The 14,848-nt window shown below is 63.1% G+C and carries 19 protein-coding genes; 7 read left to right on the forward strand and 12 right to left on the reverse strand.

Annotated features, from left to right (window positions below; translation table 11 throughout):
* Window positions 1-12 precede the first annotated feature (12 nt).
* From AC07UC_RS10215 to sppA, 3 genes are all read right to left on the reverse strand, one after another.
* Window positions 13-369 carry a DUF1049 domain-containing protein gene (locus AC07UC_RS10215; RefSeq protein WP_494905499.1) on the reverse strand — a complete coding sequence of 119 codons (357 nt, stop codon included), beginning with the start codon at window positions 367-369 and terminating at the stop codon, window positions 13-15.
* Between the two features lie 53 nt (window positions 370-422).
* On the reverse strand, window positions 423-707 hold the full coding sequence (locus tag AC07UC_RS10220) for an integration host factor subunit beta (RefSeq protein ID WP_006200394.1): 285 nt from the start codon (window positions 705-707) through the stop codon (window positions 423-425).
* Window positions 708-787: 80 nt separating this feature from the next.
* The gene (gene sppA, locus AC07UC_RS10225) at window positions 788-1,744 is read right to left on the reverse strand and encodes a signal peptide peptidase SppA (protein WP_494905502.1); all 957 of its coding nucleotides are present in this window, start codon (window positions 1,742-1,744) and stop codon (window positions 788-790) included.
* Window positions 1,745-2,079: 335 nt separating this feature from the next.
* Between sppA and lptC the strand changes: the two genes are divergently transcribed.
* The 6 genes from lptC (at window position 2,080) to ptsN (ending at window position 7,467) form a co-directional block, all read left to right on the forward strand.
* Window positions 2,080-2,793 (forward strand): LPS export ABC transporter periplasmic protein LptC, encoded by a 714-nt coding sequence (gene lptC, locus AC07UC_RS10230; RefSeq protein ID WP_140772036.1) that lies wholly within the window; start codon window positions 2,080-2,082, stop codon window positions 2,791-2,793.
* Window positions 2,780-3,385 (forward strand): LptA/OstA family protein, encoded by a 606-nt coding sequence (locus tag AC07UC_RS10235; RefSeq protein ID WP_202325908.1) that lies wholly within the window; start codon window positions 2,780-2,782, stop codon window positions 3,383-3,385. The genes lptC and AC07UC_RS10235 overlap by 14 nt, the downstream gene beginning before the upstream one ends.
* The gene (lptB, locus tag AC07UC_RS10240; protein ID WP_010911489.1) at window positions 3,385-4,203 is read left to right on the forward strand and encodes an LPS export ABC transporter ATP-binding protein; all 819 of its coding nucleotides are present in this window, start codon (window positions 3,385-3,387) and stop codon (window positions 4,201-4,203) included. Before AC07UC_RS10235 ends, lptB begins: the two co-directional genes overlap by 1 nt.
* A 260-nt stretch (window positions 4,204-4,463) precedes the next feature.
* The gene (rpoN, locus tag AC07UC_RS10245; RefSeq protein WP_494905506.1) at window positions 4,464-5,990 is read left to right on the forward strand and encodes an RNA polymerase factor sigma-54; all 1,527 of its coding nucleotides are present in this window, start codon (window positions 4,464-4,466) and stop codon (window positions 5,988-5,990) included.
* A 368-nt stretch (window positions 5,991-6,358) separates the two neighbouring features.
* On the forward strand, window positions 6,359-6,943 hold the full coding sequence (hpf, locus tag AC07UC_RS10250; protein WP_027043252.1) for a ribosome hibernation-promoting factor, HPF/YfiA family: 585 nt from the start codon (window positions 6,359-6,361) through the stop codon (window positions 6,941-6,943).
* Window positions 6,944-7,002: 59 nt separating this feature from the next.
* Window positions 7,003-7,467 carry a PTS IIA-like nitrogen regulatory protein PtsN gene (gene ptsN, locus AC07UC_RS10255; RefSeq protein WP_010911486.1) on the forward strand — a complete coding sequence of 155 codons (465 nt, stop codon included), beginning with the start codon at window positions 7,003-7,005 and terminating at the stop codon, window positions 7,465-7,467.
* A gap of 78 nt (window positions 7,468-7,545) precedes the next feature.
* On the opposite strand, the gene AC07UC_RS10260 is transcribed toward ptsN, so the two are convergent.
* Window positions 7,546-7,803: a BQ00720 family protein gene (locus tag AC07UC_RS10260; protein ID WP_140772032.1), complete on the reverse strand. Its 258-nt coding sequence runs from the start codon at window positions 7,801-7,803 to the stop codon at window positions 7,546-7,548.
* A 64-nt stretch (window positions 7,804-7,867) separates the two neighbouring features.
* On the reverse strand, window positions 7,868-8,293 hold the full coding sequence (locus AC07UC_RS10265) for an Hsp20 family protein (protein ID WP_096450220.1): 426 nt from the start codon (window positions 8,291-8,293) through the stop codon (window positions 7,868-7,870).
* A 303-nt stretch (window positions 8,294-8,596) separates the two neighbouring features.
* Here AC07UC_RS10265 and AC07UC_RS10270 point away from each other — a divergent pair, with 303 nt between their 5' ends.
* Entirely contained in the window at window positions 8,597-9,538 is a 942-nt protein-coding gene (locus AC07UC_RS10270; RefSeq protein WP_494905510.1) for a nucleoside hydrolase, read from the forward strand.
* A 156-nt stretch (window positions 9,539-9,694) separates the two neighbouring features.
* On the opposite strand, the gene AC07UC_RS10275 is transcribed toward AC07UC_RS10270, so the two are convergent.
* The 7 genes from AC07UC_RS10275 to AC07UC_RS10305 all read right to left on the reverse strand — a co-directional run bounded on the left by AC07UC_RS10275 (window position 9,695) and on the right by AC07UC_RS10305 (window position 14,760).
* The gene (locus AC07UC_RS10275) at window positions 9,695-10,309 is read right to left on the reverse strand and encodes a LysE family translocator (RefSeq protein WP_010911482.1); all 615 of its coding nucleotides are present in this window, start codon (window positions 10,307-10,309) and stop codon (window positions 9,695-9,697) included.
* A gap of 107 nt (window positions 10,310-10,416) precedes the next feature.
* Window positions 10,417-11,862 carry an amidase gene (locus tag AC07UC_RS10280; RefSeq protein WP_494905512.1) on the reverse strand — a complete coding sequence of 482 codons (1,446 nt, stop codon included), beginning with the start codon at window positions 11,860-11,862 and terminating at the stop codon, window positions 10,417-10,419.
* 1 nt (window position 11,863) lies between these two features.
* Entirely contained in the window at window positions 11,864-12,769 is a 906-nt protein-coding gene (locus AC07UC_RS10285) for a ribokinase (RefSeq protein ID WP_494905514.1), read from the reverse strand.
* 154 nt (window positions 12,770-12,923) lie between these two features.
* Window positions 12,924-13,406: a hypothetical protein gene (locus AC07UC_RS10290; protein WP_202325913.1), complete on the reverse strand. Its 483-nt coding sequence runs from the start codon at window positions 13,404-13,406 to the stop codon at window positions 12,924-12,926.
* The gene (locus AC07UC_RS10295) at window positions 13,381-13,908 is read right to left on the reverse strand and encodes a hypothetical protein (protein WP_494905516.1); all 528 of its coding nucleotides are present in this window, start codon (window positions 13,906-13,908) and stop codon (window positions 13,381-13,383) included. Before AC07UC_RS10295 ends, AC07UC_RS10290 begins: the two co-directional genes overlap by 26 nt.
* Window positions 13,875-14,267, reverse strand: coding sequence for a hypothetical protein (locus tag AC07UC_RS10300; protein ID WP_140772022.1), 393 nt, complete (start codon window positions 14,265-14,267; stop codon window positions 13,875-13,877). The genes AC07UC_RS10295 and AC07UC_RS10300 overlap by 34 nt, the downstream gene beginning before the upstream one ends.
* A 22-nt stretch (window positions 14,268-14,289) precedes the next feature.
* Window positions 14,290-14,760, reverse strand: coding sequence for a hypothetical protein (locus AC07UC_RS10305; protein WP_172348593.1), 471 nt, complete (start codon window positions 14,758-14,760; stop codon window positions 14,290-14,292).
* Window positions 14,761-14,848: the final 88 nt, after the last annotated feature.

Raw genomic sequence — 14,848 nt, forward strand, 5'->3', positions numbered from 1 at the left:
CCGGCAGGCCGCTCAATTGGTCGGTTTTGGCAATGCCGATCCCTGGGCCGATCCCTGGATCGGTCCCGGTGTTGCCGACGGCGTGCGACTGATTGCCTGCCGCAGGTTTTCCGCCTCGACGCCGCGCTGGCGCGCCAGCTTGCGGTAGCGGCCCTGCTTCACCCAGGTTGCCAGGCTGCCGACGATCATGCCGATGGCGAGCGCCAGGAAGAGGAAAATGAACAGCGGCAAGGTAAGCGTCAGCTTCGGATTGCCGGGATTGAACGGGTCCAGCGTGAAGGCGACGAGTTCGCGGTTGGCGACGGCAAGCGCGATCAGGATGATCGCCAGGGGCACGAAGACCACGATGAGCATGAAGCGATTGAGCATGATTTCTTCCGTGCAAGCGGGCCGGACAAGGCCGTCTGGCGCTGACGCCGCGCCTACTTGCCGCCGTTCAGCCTTTCGCGCAGTTCCTTGCCGGTCTTGAAGAACGGCACCCATTTTTCCTCGACCTCGACGGATTCGCCGGTGCGCGGGTTGCGGCCGGTGCGGGCGGGGCGGTTTTTCACCGAAAAAGCACCGAAGCCGCGCAGCTCGACCCGGTTGCCTTCGGCAAGGGCGTCGGTGATCTCATCGAAGATCGCGCCGACGATGTTTTCGACGTCGCGCAGGAAAAGATGCGGATTGCGCGTGGCAATAATCTGCACAAGTTCGGACTTGATCATCAGACGGGTCCCCGTGAAAGCAGTTCGGTCAAAATTATGAGGATGATTTTATTGGCTTTTTCAGCTGTCCCAAACGGCGCTCAAGGGTGCCAGACGGAAACGAGGCCGTCAAGAAACAAGCGGTCGGCCCCAAGTTCGTGGATGACATCACCGCTGTAATCCGGCAGGCCGAGGGCGCTGCCGATCGTTTTCACCATGGCTTTTGACCACAGGAAACTGCCGCGCCGTTCCGTGTCCTGCCACTCGACCACCTTGAGCTTGGCGTCGACCCCCTTGGTCGCCAGCCAGTTGATCGCCTCGGTCTCGCCGCCGACGGCGTCGATCAATCCGTTGGAAACGCCCTGGCGGCCGGTGAAGATCGACCCGTCGGCAAGCGCCAGCGCCTGTTCGTGCGTCATCTTGCGGCGCTCGGCGACGATGCCGACAAACCAGTAGTAGCTGTCGAGGATAAGCTTGCGGACCATGGCGCGCTCGTCGTCATTGGTCGGCTTGAAGGGAGAGGGAGAAGCCTTGAGCGGCGAGGATTTCACTTCCTCCAGCTTGACGCCGAGCTTGTCCATCAGGCCGCTGACGTCAGGGTACTGGATCAGCACGCCGATCGAGCCGACGATCGAGGTCTTGCGGGCTACGATGTGATCGGCCGCACTGGCAATCATATAGCCCGCCGATGCGGCGAGCGTGCCGACTTCCGCCACCACCGGCTTGTCGGCGGCCAGCTTGCGCACTTCCTCGTAGATCGATTCGCCACCGACGGTGGTGCCGCCGGGTGAATCGATCGCCAGGATCACGCCTTTCACCTTCGACGACTCGCGGATGTTCTCCAGCCGCTTGATCAGTTCCTCGTCCTCGGTGATGGTGCCTTCGATCCTGACCTTGGCTATATGGTCGACGGCCGAGCCGCCGAGATCGTCGCCGTAGAGCCAGGCCGACAGCGCAATCACCCCGAGTGCCACGATGCCGATGGCCACAACACGCCAGAATGTCAGCTTGCGCCGCAAGCGGCGGCGGTCGATCAGGTCGTCGGCTCTCAATGCCATGGTCAGCCTCACAATCGGCGGGAAGAGACGCTTTTAGACCATGATGTCCTTATCGGGAAGCAGTTCCGTCTTCGGCAATCCCAACGCTGTCTGTTTTGTGACTGGCCTGCGCAAGGGACGCAAGGTAAGGGGAGAGACGGCAGTGATGAAAAAACGGCGCAAGGACGTGCATTTCTGCTATGAAGTATCGGTTGTTGTGCTGACCTCGTTTTCGTTTGTACAACCACAGTTGTCACATTTTTGCGGTTTTCATGGGCTTGTGCTTGCTTGAAGGCGCCGGCCCCCCACCTATAGGCGGTGCTCCCTGGCGGACAGGGGTCTAGAAGAAAGCAGTCATGTTAGCGCGATCGAATGAACCGACCAGCCCCGAGATGGAGTTGGCTCCCCCGGCGGATGGCTGGACGCGGGGCGAGGCGTTCGACCGCGCCCAGCGTCATTCGCGCCGCGTGCGCGTGCTCAAATTCGCCGTGCCCCTGGCCGCGGCGCTGATCGCCGTCGCCTTCCCGGTCTATTCCTATCTGGCCGCACCCGTCTCCGTCGCGGTGCAGGCGGACGGCACCGCTTTTTCCAACGGCAAGCTGGTGATGGCCAATCCCAAGCTCAACGGTTTCACCAAGCAGAAGCAGCCCTATTCAATGACGGCCTTGCGGGCGATCCAGGACGTCAGCACGCAAGGCATCATCGAGCTCGAAGGCATAGACGCCAAAGTGCCGGTCGGGCCAGACAATGTGGCGGCTGTCAAAGCGTCGCGCGGTACCTACGATCGCGACGGCAACACGATGAAGTTGAACAGCGACGTCGTGATCACCACGACCGACGGCATGCAAGCCAAGTTCAAATCGGTCTTCCTCGACATGGGCAAAGGCACTATGAAGACGGATGATCCCGTCGATGTCAGCCGTGGCGGGTCACAGATCACAGCGAATTCCCTGACGGTCCAGGACAATGGCAAGGTCCTGGTGTTCGAGAACAGGGTGCGCGTCAACATCGATCCCGCCGCTCTGAAGGCGGCTGAGGCAAAGGGCGAAGAAGCGAATGTGGCTCAATAGTTCGACACGGCTTGCGGCCGCAACTTCGGCGATGCTCCTGCTGGGCCTCGTGCCGTCGCTGGCACAGTCCGGCGCCACCAGTCAGGTGTCGGGCCTGAAACTGGCGGGCGACAAGCCGATCCAGATCGAAAGCGACAAGCTGGAAGTCCGGCAGGCCGAGAATGTCGCCATCTTCACGGGCAATGTCACCGTCGTCCAAGGGCCGACGCTGATGAAGGCCGGCAAGATGATGGTCTATTACATCAAGGATCCCAATGCCGCGGCCAAGGGCACGGAAGCCGCCGGCGCGGCGATGACCGGCTCGGCCAACATCGACCATCTGGAGATCTCCGACAAGGTCTACATCAAGTCGGATCAGCAGGTCGCGACCGGCGATCAGGGCAGCTTCGACATGAAGAGCCAGGTGCTGGTGCTTTCGGGCAAGAAGGTCGTTCTGTCTCAGAACGACAACGTCCTGGTCGGCTGCAAGCTCACCGTGCAGATGAAAAGCGGGCTGGCCCAGGTTGATCCATGCGCTGGCCAACGTGTCCAGATGTCGATCACCCCGCCGCCGAAGTCGGATGCGCCGAAATCCGGAGCGACGAACCCCTGATGGCCAGCCTGTCATCGCTGACGGCGCGTCTTCCGGGACGAGCCGCGGCTAAGGTTTCGGCTCCGGCCACGATCACCGTCGACAAGACCAAGTTCAAGGGAACCTTGATCGCCAAGGGGCTGACCAAGAGCTACAAGGGCCGCAAGGTGGTCAGTGGCGTCACGCTTGGCGTGCGTGCCGGCGAAGCCGTCGGGCTGCTCGGTCCCAATGGCGCCGGCAAGACGACCTGTTTCTACATGGTCACCGGCCTTGTACCGGTGGATGAAGGCACGATCGAGATCGACGGCTTCGACGTCACCTCGATGCCGATGTACCGCCGTGCGCGCCTCGGCATCGGCTATCTGCCGCAGGAGGCGTCGATCTTCCGCGGCCTCAACGTCGAACAGAATATCCGTGCCGTGCTCGAAGTGGTCGAAAAGGACCGCAAGGTGCGCGAGCGCAATCTCGACGAACTGCTCGAAGAGTTTCACATCAGCCATCTGCGCAAGGCGCCATCCATGTCGCTTTCCGGCGGCGAGAGGCGGCGCCTGGAGATCGCGCGTGCGCTGGCGACGCGCCCGGCCTACATGCTGCTCGACGAGCCCTTTGCCGGCATCGATCCGATCGCCGTCGCCGATATCCAGCAACTGGTCCGCCACCTGACGGCGCGCGGCATCGGTGTCCTCATCACCGACCATAATGTACGTGAGACGCTCGGTCTGATCGACCGCGCCTACATCATCCACGCCGGCCAGGTGCTGACCCATGGCCGCGCCGACGAAGTGGTGGCGAACCCGGATGTGCGGCGGCTTTATCTCGGCGAGGGTTTTACGCTCTGACTTTTCCCGCGCAATTCGGGACGGGAAGCCCTGACGCGGTTTTCCGTCCGGAATTGCCTTGGGCGTGAAATTTGTTTCCTGACACGATTTTTTGCGCTTGAGAGCCTGATTTTCGGTGATTTTGCTCCGGCATAACGCTCCGGTAAGCGGCTTTTGCTAGCTTTGCCTTGACAAGCAAAAGCCGGGCCAGTTTCTATGGCCGGCCGTGAAATTCATTTCCGGGAGTCCGGACGCGTAGAGGAGGCGTTTGAAACCGAACCATGGCGTTGGCGGCGAAACTACAGCTCCGACAGTCGCAGTCGCTGGTGATGACGCCGCAGCTGATGCAGTCGATTCGGCTGCTGCAGTTCACCCATGTCGAGCTCGAGCACTTCATCGACGAGGAAATCGAGCGCAACCCGCTTCTGGAGCGCGCCGAGCCGCAGGACGACGCCGCGAGCGACCAGGCGCAGAAGATCGACGCGGAGCCGCAAGCGGCCGCCGATGGCGACTGGTTCGAGAAGGAGGCGGGATGGAGTGCCGAGGCGATTTCGGAAAAACTCGATACGTCGCTGGAAAACCTGTTTCCCGACGATCCCGGCACCAGCGAGCGGCTCGGGCCTGACCTGACGGCGCAATGGAAGTCGGCTTCGGGCAGTGGCGGCGGCTCGTCGTCCGAGGGGCTCGACGCCGGCGACATGGCGGCGAGCGCCATCACCTTGCGCGACCATGTCGGCGAGCAGGTGGCACTGGCCTTTGCCGATCCCGCGGCGCGGCTGATCGCAGGCGAACTCGCCGATGGCCTGGACGAGACCGGCTATGTCAGGGTCGATCTCGCGGAGATCGCCACGCGTCTGGGCACTGACGCTGCGAGCGTGGCCAAGGTGCTGGCGGTGTGCCAGACTTTCGAACCAGCCGGCCTGTTCGCCCGCGACCTTGCCGAATGCCTTTCGCTGCAGCTTGCGGTGCGCGACCGCCTCGACCCGGCGATGAAGGCCCTGGTCGCCAATCTGGAGCTCCTGGCGCGGCGCGATTTCCAGACGCTGAAGCGGATCTGCGGCGTCGACGAGGAGGATTTGCTCGACATGCTGGCCGAGATCCGGGCCCTCGATCCGCGCCCGGGCATGGCGTTTTCGGGCGGTGCGAGCGACGCCATCGTCGCCGATGTCGAGGTGCGCGCGGCCAATGACGGCAGCTGGACCGTCGAACTCAACGCCGAAACGCTGCCGCGCGTGCTGGTCGACCATATCTATTTCGCCCAGGTGTCGCCGCATGCGAAGAACCAGGCGGAAAAGGATTTCCTCGCCGAGTGCCTGCAAAACGCCAACTGGCTGACGCGCAGCCTCGACCAGCGGGCAAAGACGATCCTCAAAGTAGCCTCGGAAATCGTTCGCCAGCAGGATGCGTTCCTGGTCCATGGCGTGCGCCAGCTGAAGCCGCTCAATTTGCGCACGGTGGCCGACGCCATCGGCATGCACGAATCGACCGTCAGCCGCGTCACCGCCAACAAATACATGCTGACCCCGCGCGGCGTGTTCGAGCTGCGTTATTTCTTCACCGCCTCGATCGCCGCGTCGGGCGGCGGCGACGCGCATTCCTCGGAAGCGGTGCGGGACCGCATCAAGCAGCTGATCGACGAGGAGAAGCCGGTCGACGTTCTGTCCGACGACGCGATCGTCGACATGCTCCGGGAAAGCGGGGTCGATATCGCTCGGCGCACGGTCGCCAAGTACCGGGAAGGCATGAATATTCCGTCTTCCGTGCAGCGCCGGCGCGAAAAGCGGGCACTCGCCAGCGCCGGCCGCTAAGGCAATTCCAGGAAAAGTGTAAAGCGGTTTTCCCACAGGAATCGCGTCAAGGCAAAGAGGTGGAGTGGCTCGGCGTTTCCGTGAAACGATGAACCGCTCCATGCGCTCCTGATTTTCCACAGCTTTCGAGCTTCATTGACAAGCCCTGGGGAAGTGGCTAGAAGCCCGCCCGCATGAGACGGGCCCGACGCCCGCTAGCGGATGGTCCGTCACGACAATGGCCTCGGGACGGTCAAAAAGGCGGCTTGTGATCAACCGGAAAGTTCGGATTTAAATCGGCGCCAGTGACGCCGCAAAGCTTGTGCGCACGGACCACAAGTATAAACTCAGGCCAGTTTGAAGCCTGAGCAAGGAAGGTCAGTTTTCAGATGAATCTGCGCATATCGGGAAAACACATGGATATCGGCGATGCGTTCCGCACGCGCATCAACGATCGTGTCGGCGAAGCGATCGGCAAATATTTCGATCGCGGCTTTGCCGGACACGTCACCGTCATCAAATCGGGCTCGCGCTATTCGGCGGATTGCATGATCCGGCTGGATTCCGGCGCCTCACTGCAGGCTACCGGCGACGCCCAGGATCCGACGCTCGCCTTCGAGGCCGCGGCCGACCGGCTGGAGACCCGGCTTCGGCGCTACAAGCGCCGTCTCAAATCGCACAATTCAGGCAATGGCAATGGTGAGTTGACCGACATCGCCTATACGGTGATGGCGCCGCTCGCCGATGACGACGAGGAAATCCCGGAGGATTTCGCGCCGGCCATCGTCGCCGAATCGACCATGACGCTGAAGACCATGTCGGTGGCCTCGGCGGTCATCGAGCTCGATACCAAGGACAGTCCGGTGTTCGTTTTCCGAAATGCCGGAACCGACCATCTCAATATCGTCTATCGCCGGCCCGACGGAAACATTGGCTGGATCGACCCGTCCACGACCAAGGTCGCGCAGGGATAAAAGCCAGCCGCACGAGGGGTGGGGACTGGCGACGGCAGGCGAACAAGGGATTTTCAAGCATGGATCTGAGCGATCTTATCAGCGTTCCGGCGATTTTGCCGGCGTTGAAGGCGAACTCCAAGAAGCAGCTTCTGCAATTGCTGTCCGAACGGGCGGCGGCGATTTCGGGCATTCCGGAGCGGGAAGTGTTCGACACCATCCTGCAGCGCGAACGGCTGGGCTCGACCGGCGTCGGCAACGGCATCGCCATTCCGCATGGCAAGCTCGCCGGCGTGAAGCGCATCGCCGGTGTCTTCGCCCGGCTGGAAACGCCGGTCGATTTCGAGTCGCTGGATGACCAGCCTGTCGATCTGGTGTTTCTGCTCCTGGCGCCGGAAGGGGCGGGCGCCGATCATCTCAAGGCCCTGTCGCGCATCGCCCGCGTGCTGCGTGACGCCGACACGGTCGCCAAAATCAGGGGGACGCGCGACGCCACGGCGATCCACGCGCTTTTGTCGGACACGCAGGCCTCGCACGCGGCCTGAGGCCATTTTGAATGGAATCTCCAAGGGCCGCCGTGAGCGGCCCTTTTCGTTTCAGTCAATCGCCCTGGTGAATGGCGCTTAGTGAATGGCGACGGTGGTCAGGTCGTTTTCCATGGCACCGGCCAGTGCGCGGTCACGCGCATCGGAAAGCAGGATCGGCTGACCGTTGGCGGAAAACAGCGCCCACAGTTCCAGGCCGGGCGCGATTTCACCGATGTTCGGGAAGCGGCCGAGCAGGTCGTCGCTCGAGACCTTGCGCAGATAAGCGACCGAGCCTTCGCCGAGATGGGCGAATTCACCGCTGGTCATGGTGATATTCTCTTCAGTTCTGGTCATTTCAAGCCTCCTTGGCGCGAGGACGCCGCTCAAGGCCATCCCGCATGAGAGCCATCGGTGAAGATCAGTCTTTCACCGATATGTTTATTTTCCGTACCAGCCGTTCGGACTCAGGCCGATCGAGGTCGATCGACAAAAGGCCGTTCTTCAGCTCCGCCGCGATCACCCGCATGCCGTCGGCCAGCACGAAACAGCGCTGGAACTGGCGCGCGGCGATGCCGCGATGAAGGAATTCGCGCTCGGTGTCGTCGGTCTGACGGCCGCGCACGACCAACTGGTTTTCCTCCGTTGTCACATCGAGGTCGCTTTCGGCGAAACCGGCGACGGCGAGCGTGATGCGCAGCCTTTCGGCTTTGCCGTCAGTGCCGCTGAGGCGCTCGATGTTGTACGGAGGATAGCTGTCACCGGATTTCGCCAAGCGCTCCAAGGTCTTTTCCATGGCATCGAAACCAAGGAGAAGCGGGCTGGAGAAAGGCGTCATTCGGCTCATGTTACACTGTCCTCTCAAGAGCGACATAAACTGGAAAAACCCGGATGGCATTTTTCCCGATGCTCTTGATATGGTCCGCCCCGCGACCAAGTTCAAGCCACCAGAAGACCCGCCCAAAAAGACCAGGCCTTGGACTCACAGGAATAATCGAGATGGCGCTTGAAGCGACGCGCGGATGCAGGGAGAAGCGCTGGGGCCGGGACCGTTCCCGGTCGGTCGCTTCGGCAGCTTGCAGCCGGTTCGGCGCCCTTCACGCGTGCGATCGGTCCGGTGAGCTCACGGCCACCCAAACAAGGAATTGAAATGCCCCAACCACGCAAGATCATCATCGACACCGACCCCGGCCAGGACGATGCCGTCGCCATTCTGCTGGCACTTGGCAGCAGCGAATTGGAGATCGTCGGCATCACCGCCGTTGCCGGCAACGTGCCGCTGAAGCTCACCGAAAAGAATGCCCGCAAGATCTGCGAACTGGCCGGCCGGCCCGATATCAAGGTCTATGCCGGGGCCATCCGCCCCCTGGCGCGCCAACTGGTCACCGCCGAGGAAGTGCATGGCAAGACAGGCCTCAACGGGCCGCAATTGCCCGAGCCCACGATGCAGCTGCAGGAGCAGTATGCCGTCGACTTCATCGTCGAGACGCTGATGAAGGAAGAGAGCGGCACCATCACGCTCTGCCCGCTCGGGCCGTTGACCAACATCGCGCTGGCGCTGATCCGCGAACCGCGCATCGCCCCGCGCATCAAGGAAATCGTGCTGATGGGCGGCGGCTTCTTCGAGGGCGGCAACGTCACTCCGGCGGCCGAATTCAACATTTATGTCGATCCGCAGGCCGCCGATCTGGTGTTCAAGTCCGGCATCCCGATCGTGATGATGCCGCTCGACGTCACCCACAAGGCGCTGACCACCGCCAAGCGCACGCAGGCCTTCCGCAAGCTCGGCACCAAGGTCGGCACGGCTACCGCCGAGATGCTGGAATTCTTCGAACGCTACGACGAGGGCAAGTACGGCACCGATGGCGGCCCGCTGCACGATCCCTGTGTCATCGCCTATCTGTTGAAGCCGGACCTGTTCAAGGGCCGCAACTGCAATGTCAGCGTGGAAACCACCTCCGAGCTGACCATGGGCATGACCGTGATCGACTGGTGGGGCGTGACCAAGCGGGAAAAGAACGCCATGGTGATGCGCGACATCGACCATGACGGCTTCTTCGCCCTGCTGGTGGAGAGGCTGGGGCGGCTGTGAAAACTTCCTTCTCCCCGTTCACGGGGAGAAGGCCCCGGCAGGGAGATGAGGGGCGGCGCAAACGCCGATATTTCGCCTGCATCCTCAGCGCTGCCCCTCACCCGATCGCTTCGCGACCACCCTTTCCCCGTGAACGGGGCCAGGGAAGGGGCGCCGTTACTTCGACCTCGAAAACGCCAGCCACAGGCCGCCGCCGACCAGGAAGCTGCCGCTGATCCGGGACATGAGCTTGATGCGGCTGGCCGACAGCAGGCGCCCGGCGCGGCCGGCGGCGAGTGCATAGGTCGAATCCGACATGGCGGCGAAGATCATGGCGGTGAGGCCCATGACGACGATCTGCAGTGAGTAGTTGCCTTGCGGCGCGATGAACTGCGGAAAGAACGCGCCGAAGAACACCAGCGTCTTGGGATTGCTGAGCGCTACCAGCAGGCCTTGCAGGAAGAAACCGCCACGCGGCTTCCGCGCTGTTCCGTCGGCATTCAGCGTGCCCTTGGAGCGGAACATCTGCACACCCATCCAGATCAGATAAGCGGCGCCGATCAGCCTGACCCATTCGAACCAGTGGCCCATGCCCGCGATCAGCGTGTTGAGGCCGATGCCGACAATGGCGATCATGATGGCAAGGCCAGCCTGCGTGCCGGCGACATTGGCGAGACCGGCGCGGGTTCCGTGGCGGATGCTGTTGGCGATGATCAGCGTGACCGTCGGACCAGGAACCAGGATGATGACGATGCAAGCGAGAACATAGGCGGCGTAGAGTTCCAGCGACATGGCTTTTCCCTTGGAATGCCGCTGACGCGGCGCGACTGGGGACAATCAATGCATGACGACAGCCTCCGCGCAAGACATGGGCGAAGTGGTGCGTTGTTGCACGCGGGTCAGGCGCCAGCCTGCCAGGGTAGCGTCGCCTCATAGGCAGCCGCGGCCTTCAGCACCGCGAGGTCGCCGCGCGGCCGGCCGATCAGCTGCATGCCCATTGGCCGGCCCTTTTCGTCGAAGCCGACCGGCACGTTGACCGCCGGGCAGCCGCCCAGCGTGGCGAAGGCGGAAACCTGCATCCAGCGGTGATAGCTGTCCATCGACCGTCCGGCGACCTCGCTTGGCCAGTGCGTGGTGACATCGAAGGGAAAGACCTGCGCCGTCGGCAGCGCGATGAGATCGAAGCGGTCGAAGATCGACAGCAGCGTGCGATGCCAGGAAGTGCGGATGACCGAGGCCGCGCGGATCTGCGGCGCCGTCAGCCGCATTGCGTTCTCGATTTCCCATATGGCTTCCGGCTTCAGCAGGCCGCGCTTGGAGGGGTCGTCGTAGTGGGCCTGTAGGGCGCAGCCGCTGCTGGCCTGGCGCAGCGTCACGAAGGCCTGCCACAGCGCCTCGAAGTCAAAATCGGGCAGCAGGGGTTCAATCGCGAAGGACTGGCCCGCGAGCCGGCCTAGCGCTGCCTCGCACAGTTCGAGGATGCCGGGTTCGACCGGCAAATGGCCGCCGAGGTCGCTGAGCCAGGCGACGCGACCGCCAGTCGAGGGCGTTGCGAGCCCTTCGAGGAACGAGCCCGGTTTCTCATAGGACAGTGGTGCCTGCGGATGATAACCCGCCTGCACGTCGAGCAGCAGAGCCATGTCGGCGACATTGCGGCCCATCGGACCCTCGACGCCCATCTGCGCATGGAAGACCTCGAAATCCGGCCCGGCGGGCACGAGCCCCTGCGACGGGCGGAAGCCGTAGACATTGTTCCAGGCGGCCGGGTTGCGCAGCGAGCCGCCGAAGTCGCTGCCGTCGGCGACGGGCACCATGTCGAGCGCCAGTGCCACCGCCGCGCCGCCGCTCGACCCGCCGGCGGTGAGCGCCGGATCGAAAGCGTTCAGCGTCGGTCCGAAAACGTTGTTGTAGGTGTTGGAGCCAAGTCCGAATTCGGGGACATTGGTCTTGCCGATAATGATGGCGCCGGCATCGCGGATGCGCTCGACGAAGAAATCGTCTTCCTGAGGCACGAAATCGGCGAAGATCGGCGAGCCGAAGGAGGTCCTGAGCCCAGTGGTCGAGGCAAGGTCCTTGATGGCGATCGGCAAGCCGAAGAGCGTTCCGGTTTCGCTCGCCTGCCTGCTATCGGCAGCATCCGCCTCGTGCAGGATGTCGCCGCGATCGCGCAGTGAGACGATGGCGTTGACCAGCGGGTTGACCGCTTCGATGCGGTCGAGGAAGGCCGTGACCACCTCACGTACCGAAAGCTTCCTGTGGCGGATCGCGTCGGCCAGTTCGACAGCGGACAGGCGGCAGATGTCGCCGGCCGGCGGCACGGCATGTTTGGTCCGGGGGCGCATCATCTCAGCTGACTTTCTGCAACGCCTGATCGACATCCCTGGCCAGCGGGATCGCCGGTTGGGCGCCCGGCTTCAGGCAGGCCAGCGAGCCAGCCGTACCGGCGCGCGCCAGTGCCTTTTCGAGCGTGAGGCCGGACGACAGGCCGGCAGCGAAATAACCGCAGAAGGTGTCACCGGCGCCGACCGTGTCGACAGGAGTGATCTTCATGGCCGCAACGGTCAGGAAGTCGGTCGGCGTCGCCGCCATGACGCCGTCGCCGCCGAGCGTGACGACGATGGTGCGGCCGGTTTTCGCGGCGAAGTCGCGCATGCGTGCCGCACGGTCGCGGCCGTTCAGCGCCAGCGCCTCGCCATAAAGGTCGAACTCGGTCTCGTTGGCGACGGCATAATCGGCCTTGCCGAGGAAAGCCGCCGCGTCGCCCTGGAAAGGAGCGGTGTTGAGCACGGTGATGGCGCCGACCGCCCGCGCCTGGTCGAGCGCGGCATCGACGGTCGCCAGCGGGATCTCGTGCTGGAGCAGCACGACGTCGCCCTTTTTCAGGAAGGCCTTGGAAAGGTCGCCGGGCACCACGGAAGCATTGGCGCCGGGGACCACGGCGATGATGTTCTCGCCGTCGTCACCGACCATGATCAGCGCCGTTCCGGTCGAGGCAAAGGTTTCGCCCACGCCCGAGAGGTCGACCTTGGCCTCGCGCAGCAATGCCAGCGCCTCTCCGGCGAAACTGTCCTTGCCGACGGCGCCGACCATGCGCACCGGGGCACCGGCGCGTGCGGCGGCCAGCGCCTGGTTGGCGCCCTTGCCGCCGGGCGCCGTGGCGAAACCGGAGCCGCTCACCGTTTCGCCGGGGCTCGGCAGGCGGTCGACTTTGGCGATAAGGTCGAGGTTGATCGAGCCGATGACGATAATCAAGCAAGGCCTCCTGCCAGCATGAATTCAAGATTCTGGAACGTCCGCGGCGCGTGGGGGCGAAGACGGGCCGTTCCAATCGCGCGGGAAGCTAACCTGTAAGGTAGCGGCTTGCCAGACCGCGCGAATGGTCCAGCTCGCTTTGTGGTATCGTGGCCTATTCACAACGCACGGTGACGGTGCCCTGATAGCTGCCGGCGGGAAAGATACCGCTCGATTTGGTGGCGATGAGGTCGATCTGCATGGCGTGGGTGCCATTGACAAGCTTCTGCGGCACACTTCCGTTGATGTCGGCTCCCGAGCCGTCGAGGCGGAAGACCGAGGCGAAGGTCACGTTTGTGCCGCCGCCGCTCGGCGCGGACGAGAACGCGGCCGGCGCCGGCGCCGAAACCGAATAGCAGTCCAGCAGATTGAGTAGGGAGCATACCAGGGAGCTTGCCACCACGGTGGCGCTGGCGCTCGATCCGCCTGCCTGCTTGGAACTCAGTATACTGATGGCGGGATTTGCGGCCATCGTTCCCGATGCCCCGACCATGATGGTGCAAGTGCCGATGATTGCCGCCGACACGGGCTGGCTGAAGCCGGCAAGTGCCGCCACCGCGAGCAGCGCGCGGTTATTTCTTCTTCTTTTTCTTGCCATCGCCATTTCCGGTCCTGAGGCTCCAGCCTTCGTTGGCCCATCCCGGTGATGCGGCCGCAGAAGCGGGAGCAGGAGCGCCGGCGGCCACGCTGGCCGTCTGGCCGTCGCCGCCGAGACCCATCTTGAGCAGCTTCAGCTCCAGTTGCAGGCGCTGGACCTCAAGTTCGTAGAGCCGGCTGCAGTCGAGACGCTTCGGCGTACGCCCGATCGGGATCACCACCCGGCCGTAGGTGGCGACACCGTTGTCCGTCTGGTTGTTGCCTCTGATAACGCCGAGATCGACATAGGCACCGGAACCGGAAACGGCGGAGCGGCAAGTGGTGCCGTCCGCGGCATGGACCTCGTCCTGGCCCTGAGGCAAGGTGACACCGGGCAAATTGAAGCCGTTCTCGTTCTGATTGAGATTGTAGATCTGGTCCTGGGCCAGGGTTGGAACCGTGTTTGTCACTGCAACCGCGAGCGCCAGCGTCAGGATTTGCGGTGCCCAAAAAACTTTCCGCATATCTGTGCCCTTATCTGCGTCTGTTGATTGGGAAAGGGGATGCTTTCGGTGCAGATACGCACTTTACGCTCGGCAGCGCCGCCGAAGGGCACGACCACAAGGACAGGACGGGAAGCCTGGGAACCCAGCTGGAACACACTTGGAGAGATCCTGGCGTCCACCGGCTGAAAATCCTGGTCGTAGACATGGATTTCGACCCTGATCTTCTGATCGTATGGATTGGCCGGGAAGACGCGAACCGCGAAGGCATCGGTGAAACTGTTGACCTCACCGCGCATGGGCGACATCGACTGCGCCTTGGCTGCAATAGGCGCCAGCCCGACGGCCAGTGCCGTCGCCAGGATTCGTGCATGTTTCAAGACCCTCTCCTTCGCGACGGCGCTATTCGCAGCGCAGCGTTACCGTTGCCTGGTAGTTTCCGTTGGCGAAGCGGTTGCTGCCGCCCTTGGTGCCGGCGAGATGGACCGAGACAAGGTCGGCGCCGGGTGTGCTGATGGGGGTCGCCGAGCCGGTCTCGACGATGGAGTGCGCACCGGCGGAAGAATAGGTTGGTGTCCAGGTGGTCGATGTCGTGTCGGCCGACGGCACCGTCGTGGTGGTAACCGGGTCGACGCTCAGCGACACGCCGCCTGTCGTCGTCAGCGTGACGGTTCCGGCCGAGCCGCCGCTGTTGTGGGAACTCAGCGACTGGAGGTCGGGGCTGACCGTCATCGTGCCGTTGGTGGCAATGACGAGCGTGCAGGTCGGAGTGATCGTGCCGTTGAAAATGACATTTTGCGTTGTGGCCATTGCGGCCTGGTCCAGGCACGCAGCCAGCAAGGCCGCACCGAAGGCGGTGCGCAACAATTTCATCGAGACCTCCTGCCAAGTCGGATCAACCCGAAGTGATAGGAGTCATGATCGCTTTATCGTGGTTAATTTAGCGTAAACTTAAATAAGT

This window comes from Mesorhizobium sp. GW821-FHT04C10, assembly GCF_059420305.1.

Coding starts and splice junctions, on each gene's coding strand:
- AC07UC_RS10280 (WP_494905512.1), bottom strand. CDS start 11,862: ATGATGCGCCCCCGGACCAAACATGCCGTGCCGCCGGCCGGCGACATC.
- lptC (WP_140772036.1), top strand. CDS start 2,080: ATGTTAGCGCGATCGAATGAACCGACCAGCCCCGAGATGGAGTTGGCT.
- AC07UC_RS10220 (WP_006200394.1), bottom strand. CDS start 707: ATGATCAAGTCCGAACTTGTGCAGATTATTGCCACGCGCAATCCGCAT.
- AC07UC_RS10275 (WP_010911482.1), bottom strand. CDS start 10,309: ATGTCGCTGGAACTCTACGCCGCCTATGTTCTCGCTTGCATCGTCATC.
- AC07UC_RS10305 (WP_172348593.1), bottom strand. CDS start 14,760: ATGAAATTGTTGCGCACCGCCTTCGGTGCGGCCTTGCTGGCTGCGTGC.
- rpoN (WP_494905506.1), top strand. CDS start 4,464: ATGGCGTTGGCGGCGAAACTACAGCTCCGACAGTCGCAGTCGCTGGTG.
- AC07UC_RS10260 (WP_140772032.1), bottom strand. CDS start 7,803: ATGACCAGAACTGAAGAGAATATCACCATGACCAGCGGTGAATTCGCC.
- AC07UC_RS10295 (WP_494905516.1), bottom strand. CDS start 13,908: ATGCGGAAAGTTTTTTGGGCACCGCAAATCCTGACGCTGGCGCTCGCG.
- AC07UC_RS10290 (WP_202325913.1), bottom strand. CDS start 13,406: ATGGCAAGAAAAAGAAGAAGAAATAACCGCGCGCTGCTCGCGGTGGCG.
- lptB (WP_010911489.1), top strand. CDS start 3,385: ATGGCCAGCCTGTCATCGCTGACGGCGCGTCTTCCGGGACGAGCCGCG.
- AC07UC_RS10270 (WP_494905510.1), top strand. CDS start 8,597: ATGCCCCAACCACGCAAGATCATCATCGACACCGACCCCGGCCAGGAC.
- AC07UC_RS10265 (WP_096450220.1), bottom strand. CDS start 8,293: ATGAGCCGAATGACGCCTTTCTCCAGCCCGCTTCTCCTTGGTTTCGAT.
- sppA (WP_494905502.1), bottom strand. CDS start 1,744: ATGGCATTGAGAGCCGACGACCTGATCGACCGCCGCCGCTTGCGGCGC.
- AC07UC_RS10235 (WP_202325908.1), top strand. CDS start 2,780: ATGTGGCTCAATAGTTCGACACGGCTTGCGGCCGCAACTTCGGCGATG.
- AC07UC_RS10215 (WP_494905499.1), bottom strand. CDS start 369: ATGCTCAATCGCTTCATGCTCATCGTGGTCTTCGTGCCCCTGGCGATC.
- hpf (WP_027043252.1), top strand. CDS start 6,359: ATGAATCTGCGCATATCGGGAAAACACATGGATATCGGCGATGCGTTC.
- ptsN (WP_010911486.1), top strand. CDS start 7,003: ATGGATCTGAGCGATCTTATCAGCGTTCCGGCGATTTTGCCGGCGTTG.